Source organism: Bacillus sp. TL12 (genome assembly GCF_022625245.1).
Lineage (GTDB): Bacteria > Bacillota > Bacilli > Bacillales > Bacillaceae_G > Bacillus_A.
Map to the genome: position 1 here is coordinate 39753 of NZ_JAJJBY010000014.1, position 17333 is coordinate 57085.

Consider the following 17333-nt stretch of genomic DNA (forward strand, 5'->3'; position numbering starts at 1 on the left):
TAAATACTGCTTGAAAGATCGACATAAAACCATTCCTTTTAGGTGGTAGAGAGGATCCGCCGGTGGATAGAAGCGGTCAGTTCCTTTTTTTGCCCCGTGCCATGTGAAAACAGAAAGAGAAAATGAGTGGAGGTCTCTTTTTGCTTTTTATAGCCGCAATTTATATGTTGGAAAATCGAATCAGATTTATATATAAAGCTGTTTTTAATAGAGTGTAATAGGGGAATGTTCCCAGTTAAAAGGAGGAACAATATGGAATACGTAATTGAGATGAATAATATTACAAAGGTATTCCCAGGCATTGTAGCAAATGATGATATTACGCTACAAGTAAAACAGGGAGAAATACATGCTTTACTGGGAGAAAATGGTGCAGGAAAATCGACGTTAATGAACGTGTTATTCGGTTTGTATCAGCCAGAGCAGGGAGAAATTAGAATTAAAGGAAATCCTGTGAAAATTACAAATCCGAACATTGCAAATGACTATGGAATTGGTATGGTTCATCAACATTTTATGCTCGTTCATAATTTTACAGTTACAGAGAATATCATTCTTGGAAATGAACCGAAGAAAAAAGGGAAGATTGCTATTGATGACGCTGCAAAAGAGATTAAACAGTTATCTGAACAATACGGTTTAGCAGTAGATCCATATGCGAAGATTGAGGATATTTCGGTCGGTATGCAGCAGCGTGTTGAGATTTTAAAAACGCTCTATCGAGGGGCGGAAATTTTAATATTTGATGAACCGACGGCAGTGTTAACTCCTCAAGAAATTCATGAGCTCATTCAAATTATGAAAAAGCTTGTAAAAGAAGGTAAATCTATTATTCTTATTACACATAAGTTAAAAGAAATTATGGAAGTTTGTGATCGTTGTACAATCATTCGAAAAGGAAAAGGGATTGGAACTGTTGACGTTGCAAATACAAATGAACATAAACTTGCAGAATTAATGGTCGGACGTCAAGTGAATTTTAAAACAGAGAAATTGGACGCAAAACCTAAGGAAGATGTACTTTCCATTGCAAACCTTGTGGTTTATGATGCACGCCAATTGCCTGCTGTAAAAGGCCTTGACTTAACTGTTCGTGCAGGAGAAATTGTCGGTATTGCAGGGATTGATGGGAATGGACAAAGTGAACTTATAGAAGCGATTACTGGTTTACGAAAAGTTGAGTCAGGTTCTATTGCAATTAAAGGGAAAGAAATAACAAATTGGCCAGTTAGACGCGTTACAGAAGAGGGGATTGGTCACATTCCAGAAGACCGTCATAAGCATGGGCTTGTTCTTGATTTTTCTGTTAGAGATAATATGGTATTGCAAACGTATTATAAAAATCAATTTTCGAAAAAAGGGATTTTGAATTTTACTAAAATTACGGAGAAAGCCAAAGCTTTAATCGAACAGTTTGATGTGCGCACACCTAGTGAACAAACGTTAGCACGTGCTCTATCTGGTGGGAATCAACAAAAGGCAATTATCGCACGGGAAGTAGATCGTGACCCGGATTTATTAATTGCAGCGCAGCCGACCCGTGGTTTAGATGTAGGGGCAATTGAATTTATTCATAAAAAATTAATCGAACAGAGAGATAAAGGAAAAGCAGTGCTTCTTCTATCCTTAGAACTCGATGAGATTTTAAATGTGAGTGACCGTGTTGCGGTTATTTATGAAGGGAAAATTGTTGCAATTGTGAATGCAAAAGAAACGAATGAACAGCAACTAGGTCTGTTAATGGCTGGTGGAACAGGGGAAGAGAAGGTGAATACAAATGGCTAAAAAGTTTTTAACGGAGCGAACAATTAATATTTTAGTACCTGTGTTGTCCGTTATTTTTGGTTTGATTGTTGGAGCCATTGTAATGGTAGTTAGTGGATATGATCCAATTGTTGGCTATGTAGCGTTATGGGAAGGGATGGTTGGAAATCCGCAAGCTATAGGTGAAACGCTTCGGACAATGATTCCACTTGTTTTAGCTGGTTTGTCTGTTGCATTCGCATTTCGTACAGGATTATTTAATATCGGAGTGGAAGGGCAACTATTAGTTGGGTGGCTTGCGGCTGTTTGGTTTGGGTATGCGGTGTCTTTACCAGCATTTTTACATATCCCATTATCTATATTAGTTGCAGCTGTAGTTGGTGGATTATGGGGATTTATTCCAGGGTACTTAAAGGGTAAATTTAAAGTAAATGAAGTTATCGTTACAATTATGATGAACTATATCGCTCTTTATGTTACATATGACTTGATTAAGCGATTTTTACATGAAGCGAATGAGAAGTCATATGATATTCAGGCTAGTGCCTCATTATCATCAGAATGGTTATCTTCTATTACAGATGGATCCCGTCTTCATTGGGGGATTATCGTTGCGATTGTGGTTGCTATTTTGATGTGGTTCTTATTAGACCGAACAACTTTAGGATATGAATTGAAATCAGTTGGATTTAACCAACATGCTTCTCAGTATGCGGGTATGAAAGTGTCTCGAAATGTTGTCTTATCCATGACAATTGCAGGTGCATTTGCTGGAATTGGTGGTGCAATGGAAGGGCTTGGGACATTTCAAAATATGACGGCGATGTCTTCATTTACTGGAATTGGATTTGATGGAATTGCAGTAGCACTTCTGGGTGGAAATAATCCATTTGGTATTTTACTTGCAGCTTTATTATTTGGTGGTTTGAAAAGTGCAGCGCCGCAAATGAACTTTGAAGCTGATGTTCCATCAGAGCTAATTAACGTAATTATTGCATGTATTATCTTCTTTGTTGCATGTAGTTATGTTTTAAGATGGGCACTTACTCGCATGAGCAAGGAGGGGAAATAAATGAGCTTCTTAGATATTTTAGCCATTCTTGTGACAGGTACATTATATACGGCAGCACCTCTTATTTTTACAGCACTAGGTGGAGTGTTTAGTGAACGTTCTGGTGTTGTAAATATTGCATTAGAAGGATTAATGTTATTTGGTGCGTTTATTGGTATAGTAACAACGTTGTTAATGGGAGATACATGGGGAACAATGACTCCATGGATTGCGCTTATTTTTGCAGCGATTGGTGGCGGATTATTTGCACTTCTTCATGCAGTTGCATCGATTACGTTCCGTGCGGATCAAGTTGTTAGTGGTGTTGCCATCAACTTTTTGGCCCTTGGTTTAACAGTGTTTGCGATTAAGAAGATATTTGGCAAAGGGCAAACTGATTTTATTCAATATCGTATTGAAAAAATTGATGTTCCAGGTCTTTCGGATATTCCGGTTATCGGAAAAATCCTTTTCTCAAATGTACCGTTAACATCGTATATCGCCATTATTTTAGCATTTGTCGTTTGGTATATTATTTATAAAACGCCGTTTGGCCTTCGCCTTCGTGCGGTTGGTGAGCATCCGATGGCAGCAGATACAATGGGGATTAATGTATATAAAATGCGTTATCTTGCTGTTTGTATTTCAGGAATGTTCGCGGGAGTTGGTGGGGCAGTTTTTGCAATGTCAATCTCGAATAACTTCTCAGGAGCAACAATTACAGGACAAGGTTTCTTGGCATTAGCAGCTATGATCTTTGGTAAATGGAATCCACTCGGAGCGCTTGGAGCAGCTTTATTCTTTGGATTTGCTCAATCTCTTGGAGTAACTGGTGGGACAATTCCTGTATTAAAAGAAATTCCAAGTGTTTTCTTAACAATATTACCATATGTGTTCACGATTCTAGCGCTTGTTGGTTTTGTTGGACGTTCAGAAGCTCCAAAGGCACTTGGGACACCGTATGAAAAAGGGAAAAGATAAGCGTTTTAAAAGTATGTAAAAAAGCTCGCACATTAGTGCGGGCTTTTTTACATAGAATATGCTTAATACAGAAATTTTCTTTCTCTCTTTAATTGGTAAACTGTTTGAGGAAAAAGTAGATAGGGGAGAAAATTTGATTTTTTGTTTCTAAAAACTGTATATTGAAGAGGAATATTCCTATATACGTAAAGGAGGGCTATTAATGAAACTGATGGAACAGCAAATGCATGAATTAGGTGGTTTGCGTGTACATATCATTCCGACAGATAAATATAAAACAAATACATTTGTATTTCGCTTTAAAGCGCCATTGAATGAAGAAACGGTGACAGAGCGTGCTTTATTACCATATGTATTACAAAGTGCAACAGAAAAATTACCATCCGTAATTCGTCTTCGTCAATATTTAGAGGAATTGTACGGTTCTTCCCTAGCGGTAGATGTAAGTAAAAAAGGGGAAGATCATATCGTCTCTATTTATGTGGATATTGCCAATGAAACATATTTACAGGATGCACCGCCACTCTTTGAAAAGGCACTGTCTATGCTGTCTGATATTGTATTACATCCAGCAACCGAAGGAAACGGCTTTTTACAATCAATTGTAGAAAGTGAAAAAAGAGCGCTCGTACAAAGAATTGAGGCTACATATGATGATAAAATGCGCTACGCAAATGAACGATTAATTGAAGAAATGTGTAAAGTAGAAGCATATCGTTTAAGTGCAAATGGTCAAAAAGAGCGTGTTGCCTCCATTACGAATGAAACTTTATATCGCTATTATCAGAAGGTGTTGGCGGAAGATGAAATGGATCTATATATCATAGGTGACATAGCTGAGGATGCGATTGACCTAGTAGGTAAATACTTTGCAATTGCACCTCGTGCAGCAACAGAGAAAAATGTCATCCTTCATAAGCGCAATAATGTGGAACAAGAAATTGTCGAAAAACAAGAGTTAAAGCAAAGTAAATTAAATATTGGATATCGTACATTTATTACGTATCGTGATGAAGATTATTTTGCATTGCAGCTGTTTAACGGGTTATTTGGCGGATTTTCCCACTCAAAATTATTTGTCAATGTGCGCGAAAAAAATAGTTTAGCGTATTATGCAGCATCGCGTTTCGAAAGCCATAAAGGTCTTCTTTTTGTTATGTCAGGAATTGAGGCGAAAAATTATGAAAAAGCGGTCGAGATTATTAAAGAGCAAATGAAAGCGATGCAAAGCGGTGATTTTTCAGAAGAAGAGATTCACCAAACGAAAAGCGTTATTCAAAACCAAATTTTAGAGGCAATTGATACACCGCGTGGTTTCGTAGAAATGCTTTATCATGGCGTCATTGCAGGGCACACGCGTCCGGTAGAAGAATGGTTAAGTGGGATTGAACGTGTTACGAAAGAGGAGATTGTAAAGGTTTCTAATAACATTGAGTTAGATACGATTTACTTTTTACACGGAACGGAGGGAGAATAGGTGGAGAAAATTTCTTATGAACAATTAAAAGAAACGCTGTATTATGAAAAGCTTCCAAATGGATTAGATGTATATATATTGCCAAAGCAAGGATTTAACAAAACTTTTGCGACATTTACAACAAAATATGGCTCCGTTGATAATACGTTTGTTCCACTTGGAAAAGAGGAAATGGTTCGGGTGCCAGATGGAATTGCTCACTTCCTTGAGCATAAATTGTTTGAAAAGGAAGACCATGATGCATTTCAGTTGTTTAGTAAGCAAGGGGCTTCTGCGAATGCTTTTACGTCATTTACGAGAACAGCGTACTTGTTTTCTTGTACATCAAATGTAGAACAAAATTTAAATACATTATTAAATTTCGTTCAAGAGCCGTATTTTTCCGAAAAAACAGTTGAAAAAGAAAAAGGTATTATCGGCCAAGAAATTCAAATGTATCAAGATAACCCAGATTGGCGTTTGTATTTTGGTTTAATCGATAGTTTATTTGTTAAACATCCAATTAAAATTGATATTGCAGGAACGATTGAATCCATTAGTAAAATTACAAAAGACTTATTGTATGAATGTTATGAAACATTCTATCATCCGAGTAACATGTTGTTATTTGTTGTAGGTGCGATTGATCCAGAAAAAACAATGAATTTGGTACGTGAAAACCAGGCGAAAAAAGATTATAAAAATCAACCAGAAATCGTACGTTCATTTGAAGACGAACCAGAAGCAGTAAATGAAAAGAAAAAAATTATTTCTATGCCTGTTCAGACACCGAAATGTTTAATCGGTATTAAAGCGACTGGGCTTAAAGAAAAAGGGCAAGAACTTTTAAAACAAGAGATTGCGCTTACATTACTTTTGGATTATTTATTTGGGAAGGGATCAGCGCATTATGAGTCATTATATAATGAAGGGCTCATTGATGATTCATTCTCTTATGATTATACAGAAGAAAGTAACTTTGGTTTTGCGATGGTTGGTGGCGACACGAAACAGCCGGATGAGCTAGCCGATCGCTTGAAAGGTATTTTATTGCAGACTGATTATAATGAGTTAGATGAGAAGACGCTAGAGCGTGTAAAGAAAAAGAAAATTGGTGGCTTCTTACGCTCGCTTAACTCACCTGAATACATTGCAAATCAATTCACAAGGTATGCGTTTAATGAATCTAGTTTGTTTGATGCTCTTTCCGTTTTAGAGGGCTTAACTGTTCAAGATTTACAAGAAGCAGCAAAAGTATTTTTATCTGAAGAAAGAATGAGTATTTGTCAAGTCTTGCCGAAGAAATAAAATGAAACATGAATAAGTGAGGCTTTTCAGCCTTACGATTTAAAACTTTATGGACAGTGTATCCCCTCATCTAACCTTTTGGCTATTGCTGAATTGTAAGGTGAGGGGTATTATTTGTTTGTGAATACATGACAAGATTAGTGATTTGAAAGAGTTTTTCTGTAGAGGAAAGATAAGAGAGGGTATATATGAAAAAGTTTGCATTAGTGACTGGAGGAAGCGGAGGAATCGGCTCTGCAATTTCAAAACAATTAGTTGAAGATGGTTATACGGTGTATGTTCATTACAACAAGAGTGTAGAAAAAATAAATGGATTAAAGCATGAGCTAGGTGCCATTATTCCAGTTCGAGCTAATTTGGCTACGCCAGATGGTGTGCAAAAGCTCTGGGCACAAATCCATCATTCTCTTGATGTTATTGTGTATGCAGCTGGAAAAAGTATATTTGGTTTAGTGACAGATGTGGCGAATGAGCAATTGAATGAGATGATGGAATTGCAGGTGAAGAGCGTCTATAATCTTTTTTCATTTGCGCTTCCATCGATGATTCGCCTACGAAGAGGAAATATCGTTGTTATTTCCTCTATATGGGGACAAGTAGGAGCTTCTTGTGAGGTGCTATATTCAATGGTAAAAGGTGCACAAAATTCATATGTAAAAGCACTTGCAAAAGAGGTTGCGCTAAGTGGTATACGTGTAAATGCAGTGGCACCAGGAGCAATAGAGACGGAAATGTTAAGTGTGTTTTCAGAAGAGGACAAGCAAGGAATTGCAGAAGAGATTCCAATTGGAAGGATTGGATTTCCAGAAGAAGTGGCAAAAACTGTTTCATTCCTTGTATCACCAGGGTCTTCGTATATAACAGGACAAATTATTGGAGTGAATGGCGGCTGGCATTGTTAAAGTAAAAAATTGTACATAAAAAATGAGGAATTGCACAAATTAAGCATGATTCGATTACTTAATAGTGAGGTGCTTAATCATGTCAGTACTAGATAATTTTGACCAGTGGAAAAGCTTTTTAGGAGAGCGCTTAGAACAGGCACAAGGAAAAGGACTTGATGGTGGTGCAGTTTCAGATATGGCCTTCCGTGTAGGGGATTATTTGGCAAATGAAGTAGAGGCACGAAATGATCAAGAAAAATTATTGGCGGAGCTTTGGAAAGTCGCTGATGAACAAGAACAACATACAATCGCTAATTTAATGGTAAAGTTTGTACAGCATAAGTAAAAAAAGAGAGGAGAAAATCCTCTCTTTTTTTTAGGTATTGAAAATACCATGCTTCAATTATACATTTATCTTCCCTATTAACGTAAAATCATATAATATAGTACGTAGGTGTAAAGTAAGCAAGGGGAGTGACGTCTGATGATTGAATGGTATTTTGAGTATGAAATACATAAAAACCGACCTGGCTTGCTTGGTGACGTTTCTTCGTTAATCGGTATGCTTGGCATTAATATTGTCACAATTAATGGTGTAGATAATGCTCGGCGTGGATTATTGCTTATGTGTGATAATCAAGAGCAAATCTCTAGACTTGAATCAATTTTGAATACGATGGATAATATAACGGTAACGAAATATCGTCCGCCAAAGCTCAGAGATAGGTTGGCAGTTAGGCACGGTAGGTACATACAGCGAGATGCAGATGATAAGAAAACATTTCGTTTTGTACGTGATGAACTCGGGTTACTCGTTGATTTTATGGCAGAACTTATGAAAAAAGAAGGACATAAACTTATCGGGATAAGAGGAATGCCTCGCGTTGGAAAAACAGAATCTATCGTTGCTGCAAGCGTTTGTGCAAATAAGCGTTGGCTTTTTGTTTCGTCTACTCTTATTAAACAAACTGTACGTAGTCAATTAATTGAAGATGAGTATAGTGACGATAATATTTTTATATTAGATGGCATTGTTTCAACAAAGCGTGCGAATGAAAGGCATTGGCAGCTCGTTCGTGAAATTATGAGATTACCCGCAACTAAAGTTGTCGAACATCCAGATGTATTTGTGAGTCAATCAGAATATACACTTGATGATTTTGATTATATTATTGAATTGCGTAACGATTATGATGAAGAAATTCAATATAATTTAGTAGATGAAATTGAGCAAGGAGCGCAAAATAATTTCTCTATGTTTGACTTTTAAAGAAATATTGAGGTGTTAGTAGTGACGGAATTAGGACAAAAGCTGAAGGAAGCAAGAGAAGCGAATGGCTTGTCTATTGATCAGCTACATGAGGTTACGAAAATTCAAAAACGTTATTTAATAACAATTGAAGAGGGCGATTATAGTATATTGCCTGGTGCATTTTATGCACGTGCATTTATTAAACAATATGCGGACGCGGTTGGTTTGAACGGAGAAGAGTTACTTGTAGAGTATCAAAGTGTAATACCACAATCTGAATCTCGTGATGTACCGCAAGTATCAAAAAGTCAAAAGACGCAAGAAACGATGCAAAAAGCAGCATCGCTTCCAATAGCAGATCATATGCCTAAAATATTAATTGCATTATTGGTAATTGCAGTAGGAGTAGTAGTGTGGTTTGTTTTCCAATGGTTAGCGGGAAAAGATGAAGGACAAGTAAAACAAAGTAAAAGCGAACAAATAGAAGTACAGAAGGCGAAAAATTCTCCGCTTGATGAAAAGAAAGAAGAAGTAAAAGCAGAAGAGCCTAAAAAAGAAGAAACTAAAAAAGAAGAGCCAAAGAAAGAAGAACCACCAGCACAACAACCGCCTGCTGGACAAGAAGAAGTGAAGGTTGTTGGAACAAGTGGAAAGGTATCTACTTTGGAAATTCATAATAATAAAGCGCTGGAGTTAGAAATTACAGCGAAGGGTGCAAGTTATGTAGACATTAAAAATGAAGGTGGAAGTGTCGTTTTTAATGGTACACTTCAAGAAGGTCAAACAGAAAAACATGATTTAACAACAGCAAAAGAAGTACTTCTCAACATTGGAAGTGCACCGAATGTTGAAATTAAACTGAATGGCCAAGTTGTTGCTTTCCCATTAGATCCAGAAAAGGAATATCACCAAAGATTAGTGATTAAAAATCTAGGGATAGGGCAACCTGCACAATAACAGTCATCGCTTCGATGACTTTTTTCCAATGAACAAATGTTTTTGACATGATGGAGGAATAGCTGTGAATTTACCAAATAAAATTACAATATCTCGAATCTGCTTAATTCCAATTTTTTTAGTAATTATGTTAGCTCCTTTTAACTGGGGAACATATACAGTTGGAAATGTAGATTTACCAATTCAGCATTTAGTAGGGGCAATCATTTTTATTGTTGCTTCAGCTACAGATTGGATTGATGGACATTATGCAAGAAAGTATAATCTCGTAACGAATCTAGGTAAGTTTCTTGATCCTTTAGCTGATAAGTTACTTGTTTCAGCAGCGCTTATTACATTAGTAGAAATGCAATATGTTCCATCTTGGATTGTTATTGTAATCATTAGCCGTGAGTTTGCTGTAACAGGATTACGTCTTATATTGGCTGGAACTGGTGAGGTTGTTGCAGCCAATATGCTAGGGAAAATTAAAACATGGACACAAATTATTGCGATCTCAGCATATTTATTGCATGATGTGCCGTTAAATTTAATCCATATTCCGGTTGCGGATATTTTCATATGGATTGCACTTATCTTTACAGTTATTTCTGGCTGGGATTATTTCTGGAAAAATAAAGCTGCTTTTGTAAATTCAAAATAACAGCTTACGGGGGAATCGGAATGAATGCCGAAATTATTGCGGTTGGAACAGAATTGTTACTCGGACAAATTACAAATACAAATGCGAAGTTTTTATCTGAAAAGTTAGCTTCCATCGGAATGAATGTGTATTATCATACTGTTGTGGGTGATAATAATCATCGTTTACAAGAAGCGATTCAAATTGCTGAGAAGCGTGCAGATATTCTCATTTTTACTGGTGGATTAGGACCGACAAAAGATGATTTAACGAAAGAAACCATTGCTTCAACCTTACAAGAAGAACTTGTTTATGATGAAGTGGCATTAACGTCAATTGGCGAGTACTTTAAACGCACAGGACGTGAATTCACAGAAAATAATAAGAAACAAGCACTTGTTTTAAAAGGCTCGACTGTATTTGCAAATGATCATGGTATGGCACCAGGGATGGGCTTAGCTAAGAACGAAAAGGTGTATGTTTTATTACCTGGTCCACCAAAAGAAATGAAACCGATGTATACGAGCTATGTAGAGCCGTTTTTACGTACATTTACAACTGAAGAGCAAATATATTCTCGTGTTCTTCGTTTTTTCGGCATTGGAGAATCCCAACTTGAGGTGAAAGTTCAAGATTTAATAGATAATCAAACAAACCCGACGATTGCACCACTTGCTTCGGATGGAGAAGTAACGCTTCGTTTAACTGCTAAACATCAAGATGTAAAGAAAGCAGAAGCGCTTATACAGCAGACGGAGGATTTGATTTTAGAAAGAGTAGGAGAGTTTTTCTACGGATATAATCAAGATTTTCTTCATAATAAAGCGATTGATTTATTAAAGAAAAAAGGTTTGACTTTAGCTTGTGCAGAAAGTTTAACAGGCGGGCTATTCGGAAATCAAGTAACAGAAAATGCGGGTGTTTCCTCTGTATTTAAAGGTGGAGTCATCTGCTATCATAATGATGTGAAGCAACATATGTTGCAAGTGCCTGTAGAAGTACTGCAAACAGTAGGTGCTGTAAGTGAACAATGTGCTCGTTATCTTGCTGAAAATGTAAAGGCACAATTGAAGGCGGATATTGGAATTAGCTTTACTGGAGTGGCGGGACCAGATGCTTCAGAAAATAAAGAACCGGGGACTGTTTTTGTAGGTCTATCAATCAAGGATGAACCTACGCTTGTATATCCTCTCATATTAAGTGGAAGTCGTCAGCAAATCCGAGAACGCTCTGTAAAATATGGATTTTATCATTTGTATAAAAAGCTAGAAGAGCTTTAACCCTCTTCTAGCTTTTTTGTACTGAAAAATCATACATTCTTCTATAGAAAATAAAAAAAATCGAATAAATGTTCGATTTTTGTTGGCAAATTGATATGAAAATAGGTATAATAAGATTAGCAATTCAGTTAAGGAGGAATTTTGAATGAGTGATCGTCAAGCGGCATTAGATATGGCGTTGAAACAAATAGAGAAGCAATTCGGTAAAGGTTCCATTATGAAATTAGGAGAACAGGCAGAACGTAGAGTTTCTACAGTACCAAGTGGTTCGTTAGCACTTGATGTAGCTTTAGGTGTTGGTGGTTATCCGCGAGGCCGTATTATTGAAATCTACGGACCTGAAAGCTCAGGTAAAACAACGGTTTCCTTACATGCGATTGCAGAAGTGCAACGCCAAGGTGGACAAGCAGCATTTATTGATGCAGAACATGCGATGGATCCAGTATATGCACAAAAGTTAGGTGTTAATATTGATGAGTTATTATTATCACAGCCTGATACAGGAGAACAAGGTTTAGAAATCGCAGAAGCATTAGTACGAAGCGGTGCGATCGATATCATCGTAATTGACTCTGTAGCAGCTCTTGTACCAAAAGCAGAAATCGAAGGGGAAATGGGTGACTCTCACGTCGGTTTACAAGCGCGTTTAATGTCACAAGCACTTCGTAAGCTTTCTGGTGCGATTAACAAATCAAAAACAATTGCAATCTTCATTAACCAAATTCGTGAAAAAGTTGGGGTTATGTTTGGAAATCAACTACAAGTTGCTTAATCAGAGTGTTACGTTTTAATCTTTATTGTCTTCTTCATATAAACCTTAATAAGAAAATTTCTTATGAGGAGAGGTTAAAGTGACAGTGACAGTGGGAAACAGAACTTATCGAAATATAGAGCAATGGCAAGTGGATTTTATTGCGCAACATGCCGATAGAAAATTGAAAGACATTGGCAAAGAAATTAACATAGATGAAAGGCGAGTTGGTGAGATTTTAAAATTACTCGGAATTAAAAGAGTTAGACATAAAAAAATCTACCTGCCTCAAACTATGGAAGTTGAGCGAGAGTTAAAAAATCCATATTTAACACATGTTGAAATTGCAGCTAAGTATGGCGTGACAGATACATGTGTGGCCAAAAGAAGAAAAGAGCTAAATGTAAAGGTTAGGAAGAAAAATTACGATACTTTAATTTAACAGCAAGTTGAACAAATGCTGTTAAACCTTGATTTAGCATTTGTTAAACAAAAAAGAATTGATAAGTGGTCTGTTGATTTCTATTTAGGTAGAAAATATTGTCTAGATGTCCATGGGAAATGGTCACATTCACTAAAAAAAGTCAAAGAGCGGGATAAACGAAAAACTTTATTTATGCAGGAAAATTTTTATAAATATCTCGTTGTATATGAAGAAGAATTAGCGAATAAAGAAAAAGTAATACAAAAGATTAAGGAGTTTACTATGGGTTTCCCTTGCTAGTGATAGCATGTTAAAAAACCTTGTGAACCTTATTGCCTAAGGGTGTAGCTATTTAAATAGCTGCTAACGGTGAAGCCCTCCATAATATCAGGGTAATACCGTGCCAAGCTTCATGTTTATATGAGGAAGGTGTAGAGACTACCGAAAAGGACTTTTTAGTTAACTGAGTAGGGTACGGCAGAAGATAGGCTCCTGCTGGAAGTGCAAGGCTCTCTATGAGGAGATGAAGAGATAGTCCATACTATAGAAATGGAAAATCTATAGATTACGCCAGAAACAACTCCAGGTGGTCGTGCGTTGAAATTCTATTCAACAGTTCGTCTCGAAGTGCGTCGTGCTGAGCAATTAAAGCAAGGTAATGACATTGTGGGTAATAAAACAAAAATAAAAGTGGTAAAAAATAAAGTGGCACCGCCTTTCCGTGTGGCTGAAGTTGATATTATGTACGGAGAAGGGATTTCAAGACAGGGTGAAATTTTAGATATGGCTTCTGAACTGGATATTGTCCAAAAAAGTGGTGCTTGGTATTCTTATAATGAAGAGCGCTTGGGACAAGGACGTGAAAACTCAAAGCAATTCTTAAAAGAAAATCCAGAACTTACGGATGAAATTGCATTCTTCATTCGTGAACATCATGGGATTGGTGAAGATGCTGCAACTGAGAGCACAGAAGAAGGAACTCTTCTTGACTAATAAAAGACACGATTTCGTGTCTTTTATTTTTTATCCTGCAATAATATGTAATGAGTTTTTTTGTTAAGGTACTCTCACATATGCAAATTGATTTGGTAAGGGCTGGCATCATTGGTGAATATAAACTTTCTTCGTTAAAAGAAGATTTTCATGACAAAGGTAAAGAAAGTAAAAGTAGACAACGCTTGACAATGAAAAATGCGATAGATACAATGAGAATGTATATTTTTTCTTATATACGATACACTCTTCTCTAGAAGAGAAGTAACATTCGGAGTAGGTTCTATACCTTTTCGAAATAATAATATGACATTTTAATTGTGAAATGAAGAAAGTCCCTTAAAAAAGCGGGGCGACGGTCTTTGCTGTACGTTGCAAATCAATGTACATGCCGACAGTCTTTTTTCATTCATAGCAAGGGGAGGTGAAATCATGAGTAGTACAGTTTGGGTACTCATCTCCATTTTGCTTGCAACAGTCGGTGCAGTTGTTGGCTTTTTTGTTCGAAAGTCTATTGCAGAAGCGAAGATTAATGGTGCAGCAAACGAAGCGAGACGCATTTTAGAAGATGCAAATCGCGAAGCAGAGGCACTTAAGAAAGAAGCGCTTTTAGAAGCAAAGGATGAAATTCATACACTTCGTACAGAAGCTGAATTAGAAATTCGTGACCGTAGAAGCGAATTACAAAAACAAGAAAATCGTTTAATGCAAAAAGAAGAGAACCTTGATCGTAAAGACGAGACGCTCGATAAACGCGAGCAAATGTTAGAAAAGAAAGAGGAATCTCTTGTAGCGAGACAACAACAGATTGAAGAGTTGGAAAGCAAAGTGGGAGAGTTAGTTCAAAAGCAACAAACGGAATTAGAGCGCATTTCCAATCTGACACGCGAACAAGCGAAAGCAATCATTTTAGGAAAAGTGGAAAGTGAAATTTCTCATGAAATTGCCGTTATGGTAAAAGAAAGTGAAGTTCGTGCGAAAGAAGAGGCGGATAAGAAAGCAAAAGAGATTTTATCTCTTGCAATGCAAAGATGTGCAGCTGATCATGTTGCTGAAACAACCGTTTCGGTTGTAAATCTTCCAAATGACGAAATGAAAGGACGTATCATCGGACGAGAAGGACGTAATATTCGTACGTTAGAAACGTTAACGGGTATTGACCTTATTATTGATGATACGCCAGAAGCGGTAATCCTATCAGGATTTGATCCAATTCGTCGTGAAACAGCTCGTATCGCTCTTGATAAGCTCGTTCAGGATGGACGTATTCACCCAGCGCGTATTGAGGAAATGGTTGAGAAATCAAGACGTGAAGTGGATGAGTATATTCGTGAAGTGGGAGAACAAACGACATTTGAAGTGGGTGTACATGGATTACATCCAGATTTAATCAAGATTTTAGGTCGTTTGAAATTCCGTACAAGTTATGGTCAAAATGTGTTAAAACACTCTATGGAAGTAGCGTATTTAGCAGGACTTATGGCAGCGGAGCTTGGCGAGGACGAAAAGCTAGCGAGACGTGCAGGTCTATTGCATGATATCGGAAAAGCAATTGACCATGAAGTAGAAGGCAGTCACGTTGAAATTGGTGTTGAACTCGCAACGAAATATAAAGAGCATCCAGTTGTTATTAACAGTATCGCATCTCACCATGGTGATACAGAGCCAACTTCCATTATTGCAGTTTTAGTTGCAGCAGCGGATGCGCTATCAGCTGCAAGACCAGGAGCTCGTAGTGAGACATTGGAAAACTATATTCGCCGTCTTGAAAAGTTAGAAGAGATTTCAGAATCCTATGAAGGAGTGGAGAAATCCTTTGCAATTCAAGCAGGACGCGAAGTTCGCATCTTGGTAAAACCAGATACAATCGATGATTTAGAAGCTCATCGTTTAGCACGTGATATCCGAAAACGTATTGAAAATGAACTGGATTATCCAGGACATATTAAAGTAACAGTTATTCGTGAAACACGTGCAGTGGAATACGCAAAATAAAGTGGTGAAATACCACTTTATTTTTTTGTGTTGGAATTGGGTAATATAAAATAAAGCGTTTGTAAATCACCTTTATTCGATTTCAATTCTAATTGGCTAGAATAGAAGAAAAGTTTAAATGAGCAGTTTGTTTTTCTTATAAGTAAACAACTTGTAAGGTAGTAATAAAATAAGTATATAAATCCATTTTGATTTTTCGACGTATAAGCCACGGCTAATGGATAACAAAAGGTAATCTGTACTCGTTTTTTCTTTTTGTTTTCACTTGGCATGGGGCAGGAAAAGGATCTGGCCGCTCCTATGCATGGCTGGATGCGCTCTCCCATCTAAAAAGAAGGGTTTTATGTTGTTTTTTAATTTGTATTTATATAGTACATAGGAAGGGTAATGGATATGAGAATATTATTTGTTGGAGATGTAGTAGGATCCCCTGGAAGAGGTATGATTCAACAATACGTACCAGGGTTAAAGAAAAAATATACGCCTACAGTAACAATTATTAATGGAGAAAATGCTGCGGGTGGTCGTGGTATTACAGAGAAAATTTACCGAAACTTTTTAGAGTGTGGTGCACAAGCAGTTACGCTTGGGAATCATGCTTGGGATAATCGTGAGGTATTTGAATTTATAGATGATGCAAAATATCTTGCAAGACCAGCTAATTTCCCAGAGGGGACACCAGGAAAAGGACTTATTTTTGTAAATTGTAACGGTACAGAAGTAGCGGTAATTAACTTACAAGGGCGTACGTTCCTTCCTCCAATTGATTGTCCATTCCGAAAAGTGGATGAATTAATTAATATTGCAAAAAAGCGCACGAATATTATCTTTATTGATTTTCATGCTGAGACAACAAGTGAAAAACAAGCACTTGGTTGGTATGTAGATGGACGTGCTACAGCAGTAGTAGGGACACATACACATGTTCCAACAGCAGATAATCGTATTTTACCAAGCGGAACAGCTTACATTACAGATGTTGGAATGACTGGTCCATATGATGGGATTTTAGGTATGGATCGTGAAGCTGTACTGAAGAAGTTTTTAACGAATTTACCTGTACGTTTTGAAGTAACAAACGGAAGAACACAGTTAAGTGCAGTATTAATTGATGTGGATCCAAATACAGGAAAAGCGAAGAAGATTGAACGTATTTTAATTAATGATGATCAGCCATTTTTCGAATAATATCTTTTAAAAGTTAGAAAAAACATTATATTTTAATTTTTTAGAAAAATTACAGGAATTTAGCAGGAATACATGTCTTTCCTCGTGAATATAAGTTAAAGTGAAATAATCGCTAATACTTTTTAAAGAAACGAGGAGGAAACGAGGAATGGAAATATTAAAAGTTAAAGCAACTTCGGTCCCTAACTCTGTAGCCGGTGCACTTGCTGGGGTTATTCGCGAACGCGGAACAGCAGAAATCCAAGCTATTGGCGCAGGTGCATTAAATCAAGCCGTGAAGGCAGTAGCAATTGCAAGAGGGTTTGTAGCGCCTAGTGGTTTGGATTTGATTTGTATCCCAGCTTTTACAGACATTATGATTGATGGTGAAGAACGTACAGCAATAAAATTAATTGTAGAACCTCGTTAAGTTTGAACAACCTGTTTG

14 protein-coding genes and 3 pseudogenes are annotated in these 17333 nt (G+C 37.0%); all 17 read left to right on the forward strand.

The features are described 5' to 3' along the window. Window positions 1–252 precede the first annotated feature (252 nt). Complete coding sequence (locus LOK41_RS14960) at window positions 253–1785, forward strand: ABC transporter ATP-binding protein (protein WP_241817233.1); 1533 nt, start codon at window positions 253–255, stop codon at window positions 1783–1785. Beyond that, window positions 1778–2836 carry an ABC transporter permease gene (locus tag LOK41_RS14965; protein ID WP_241817234.1) on the forward strand — a complete coding sequence of 353 codons (1059 nt, stop codon included), beginning with the start codon at window positions 1778–1780 and terminating at the stop codon, window positions 2834–2836. Before LOK41_RS14960 ends, LOK41_RS14965 begins: the two co-directional genes overlap by 8 nt. Then, the gene (locus LOK41_RS14970) at window positions 2837–3796 is read left to right on the forward strand and encodes an ABC transporter permease (protein ID WP_174102208.1); all 960 of its coding nucleotides are present in this window, start codon (window positions 2837–2839) and stop codon (window positions 3794–3796) included. Between the two features lie 202 nt (window positions 3797–3998). Continuing rightward, window positions 3999–5273, forward strand: coding sequence for an EF-P 5-aminopentanol modification-associated protein YfmF (gene yfmF / locus LOK41_RS14975; protein ID WP_241817235.1), 1275 nt, complete (start codon window positions 3999–4001; stop codon window positions 5271–5273). Next, the gene (gene yfmH / locus LOK41_RS14980) at window positions 5274–6560 is read left to right on the forward strand and encodes an EF-P 5-aminopentanol modification-associated protein YfmH (protein WP_241817236.1); all 1287 of its coding nucleotides are present in this window, start codon (window positions 5274–5276) and stop codon (window positions 6558–6560) included. It begins immediately after the preceding gene. Window positions 6561–6748: 188 nt separating this feature from the next. After that, window positions 6749–7462 carry an elongation factor P 5-aminopentanone reductase gene (gene ymfI, locus LOK41_RS14985; protein ID WP_241817237.1) on the forward strand — a complete coding sequence of 238 codons (714 nt, stop codon included), beginning with the start codon at window positions 6749–6751 and terminating at the stop codon, window positions 7460–7462. A 79-nt stretch (window positions 7463–7541) separates the two neighbouring features. Then, window positions 7542–7790, forward strand: a complete 249-nt coding sequence (locus LOK41_RS14990; RefSeq protein WP_000114454.1) for a DUF3243 domain-containing protein — start codon at window positions 7542–7544, stop codon at window positions 7788–7790. Window positions 7791–7928: 138 nt separating this feature from the next. Next, the gene (locus tag LOK41_RS14995) at window positions 7929–8714 is read left to right on the forward strand and encodes a DUF3388 domain-containing protein (RefSeq protein WP_042979321.1); all 786 of its coding nucleotides are present in this window, start codon (window positions 7929–7931) and stop codon (window positions 8712–8714) included. A 12-nt stretch (window positions 8715–8726) separates the two neighbouring features. Then, on the forward strand, window positions 8727–9653 hold the full coding sequence (locus LOK41_RS15000; protein WP_241817238.1) for a helix-turn-helix domain-containing protein: 927 nt from the start codon (window positions 8727–8729) through the stop codon (window positions 9651–9653). 64 nt (window positions 9654–9717) lie between these two features. Beyond that, the gene (gene pgsA, locus LOK41_RS15005) at window positions 9718–10296 is read left to right on the forward strand and encodes a CDP-diacylglycerol--glycerol-3-phosphate 3-phosphatidyltransferase (protein ID WP_241817239.1); all 579 of its coding nucleotides are present in this window, start codon (window positions 9718–9720) and stop codon (window positions 10294–10296) included. Window positions 10297–10316: 20 nt separating this feature from the next. Beyond that, complete coding sequence (locus tag LOK41_RS15010; protein WP_241817240.1) at window positions 10317–11555, forward strand: competence/damage-inducible protein A; 1239 nt, start codon at window positions 10317–10319, stop codon at window positions 11553–11555. 145 nt (window positions 11556–11700) lie between these two features. Continuing rightward, a pseudogene (recA, locus tag LOK41_RS15015) lies at window positions 11701–12309 on the forward strand (recombinase RecA); the annotation flags it as partial. 97 nt (window positions 12310–12406) lie between these two features. Beyond that, a pseudogene (locus tag LOK41_RS15020) lies at window positions 12407–13030 on the forward strand (PDDEXK family nuclease). 270 nt (window positions 13031–13300) lie between these two features. Further along, window positions 13301–13723: pseudogene (locus tag LOK41_RS15025) on the forward strand (recombinase RecA family protein); the annotation flags it as partial. Window positions 13724–14155: 432 nt separating this feature from the next. Beyond that, entirely contained in the window at window positions 14156–15718 is a 1563-nt protein-coding gene (gene rny, locus LOK41_RS15030; RefSeq protein WP_000099780.1) for a ribonuclease Y, read from the forward strand. 393 nt (window positions 15719–16111) lie between these two features. Next, window positions 16112–16906, forward strand: coding sequence for a TIGR00282 family metallophosphoesterase (locus LOK41_RS15035; RefSeq protein WP_241817241.1), 795 nt, complete (start codon window positions 16112–16114; stop codon window positions 16904–16906). A gap of 148 nt (window positions 16907–17054) precedes the next feature. Next, window positions 17055–17315, forward strand: a complete 261-nt coding sequence (spoVS, locus tag LOK41_RS15040) for a stage V sporulation protein SpoVS (RefSeq protein ID WP_000404341.1) — start codon at window positions 17055–17057, stop codon at window positions 17313–17315. Window positions 17316–17333 lie beyond the last annotated feature (18 nt).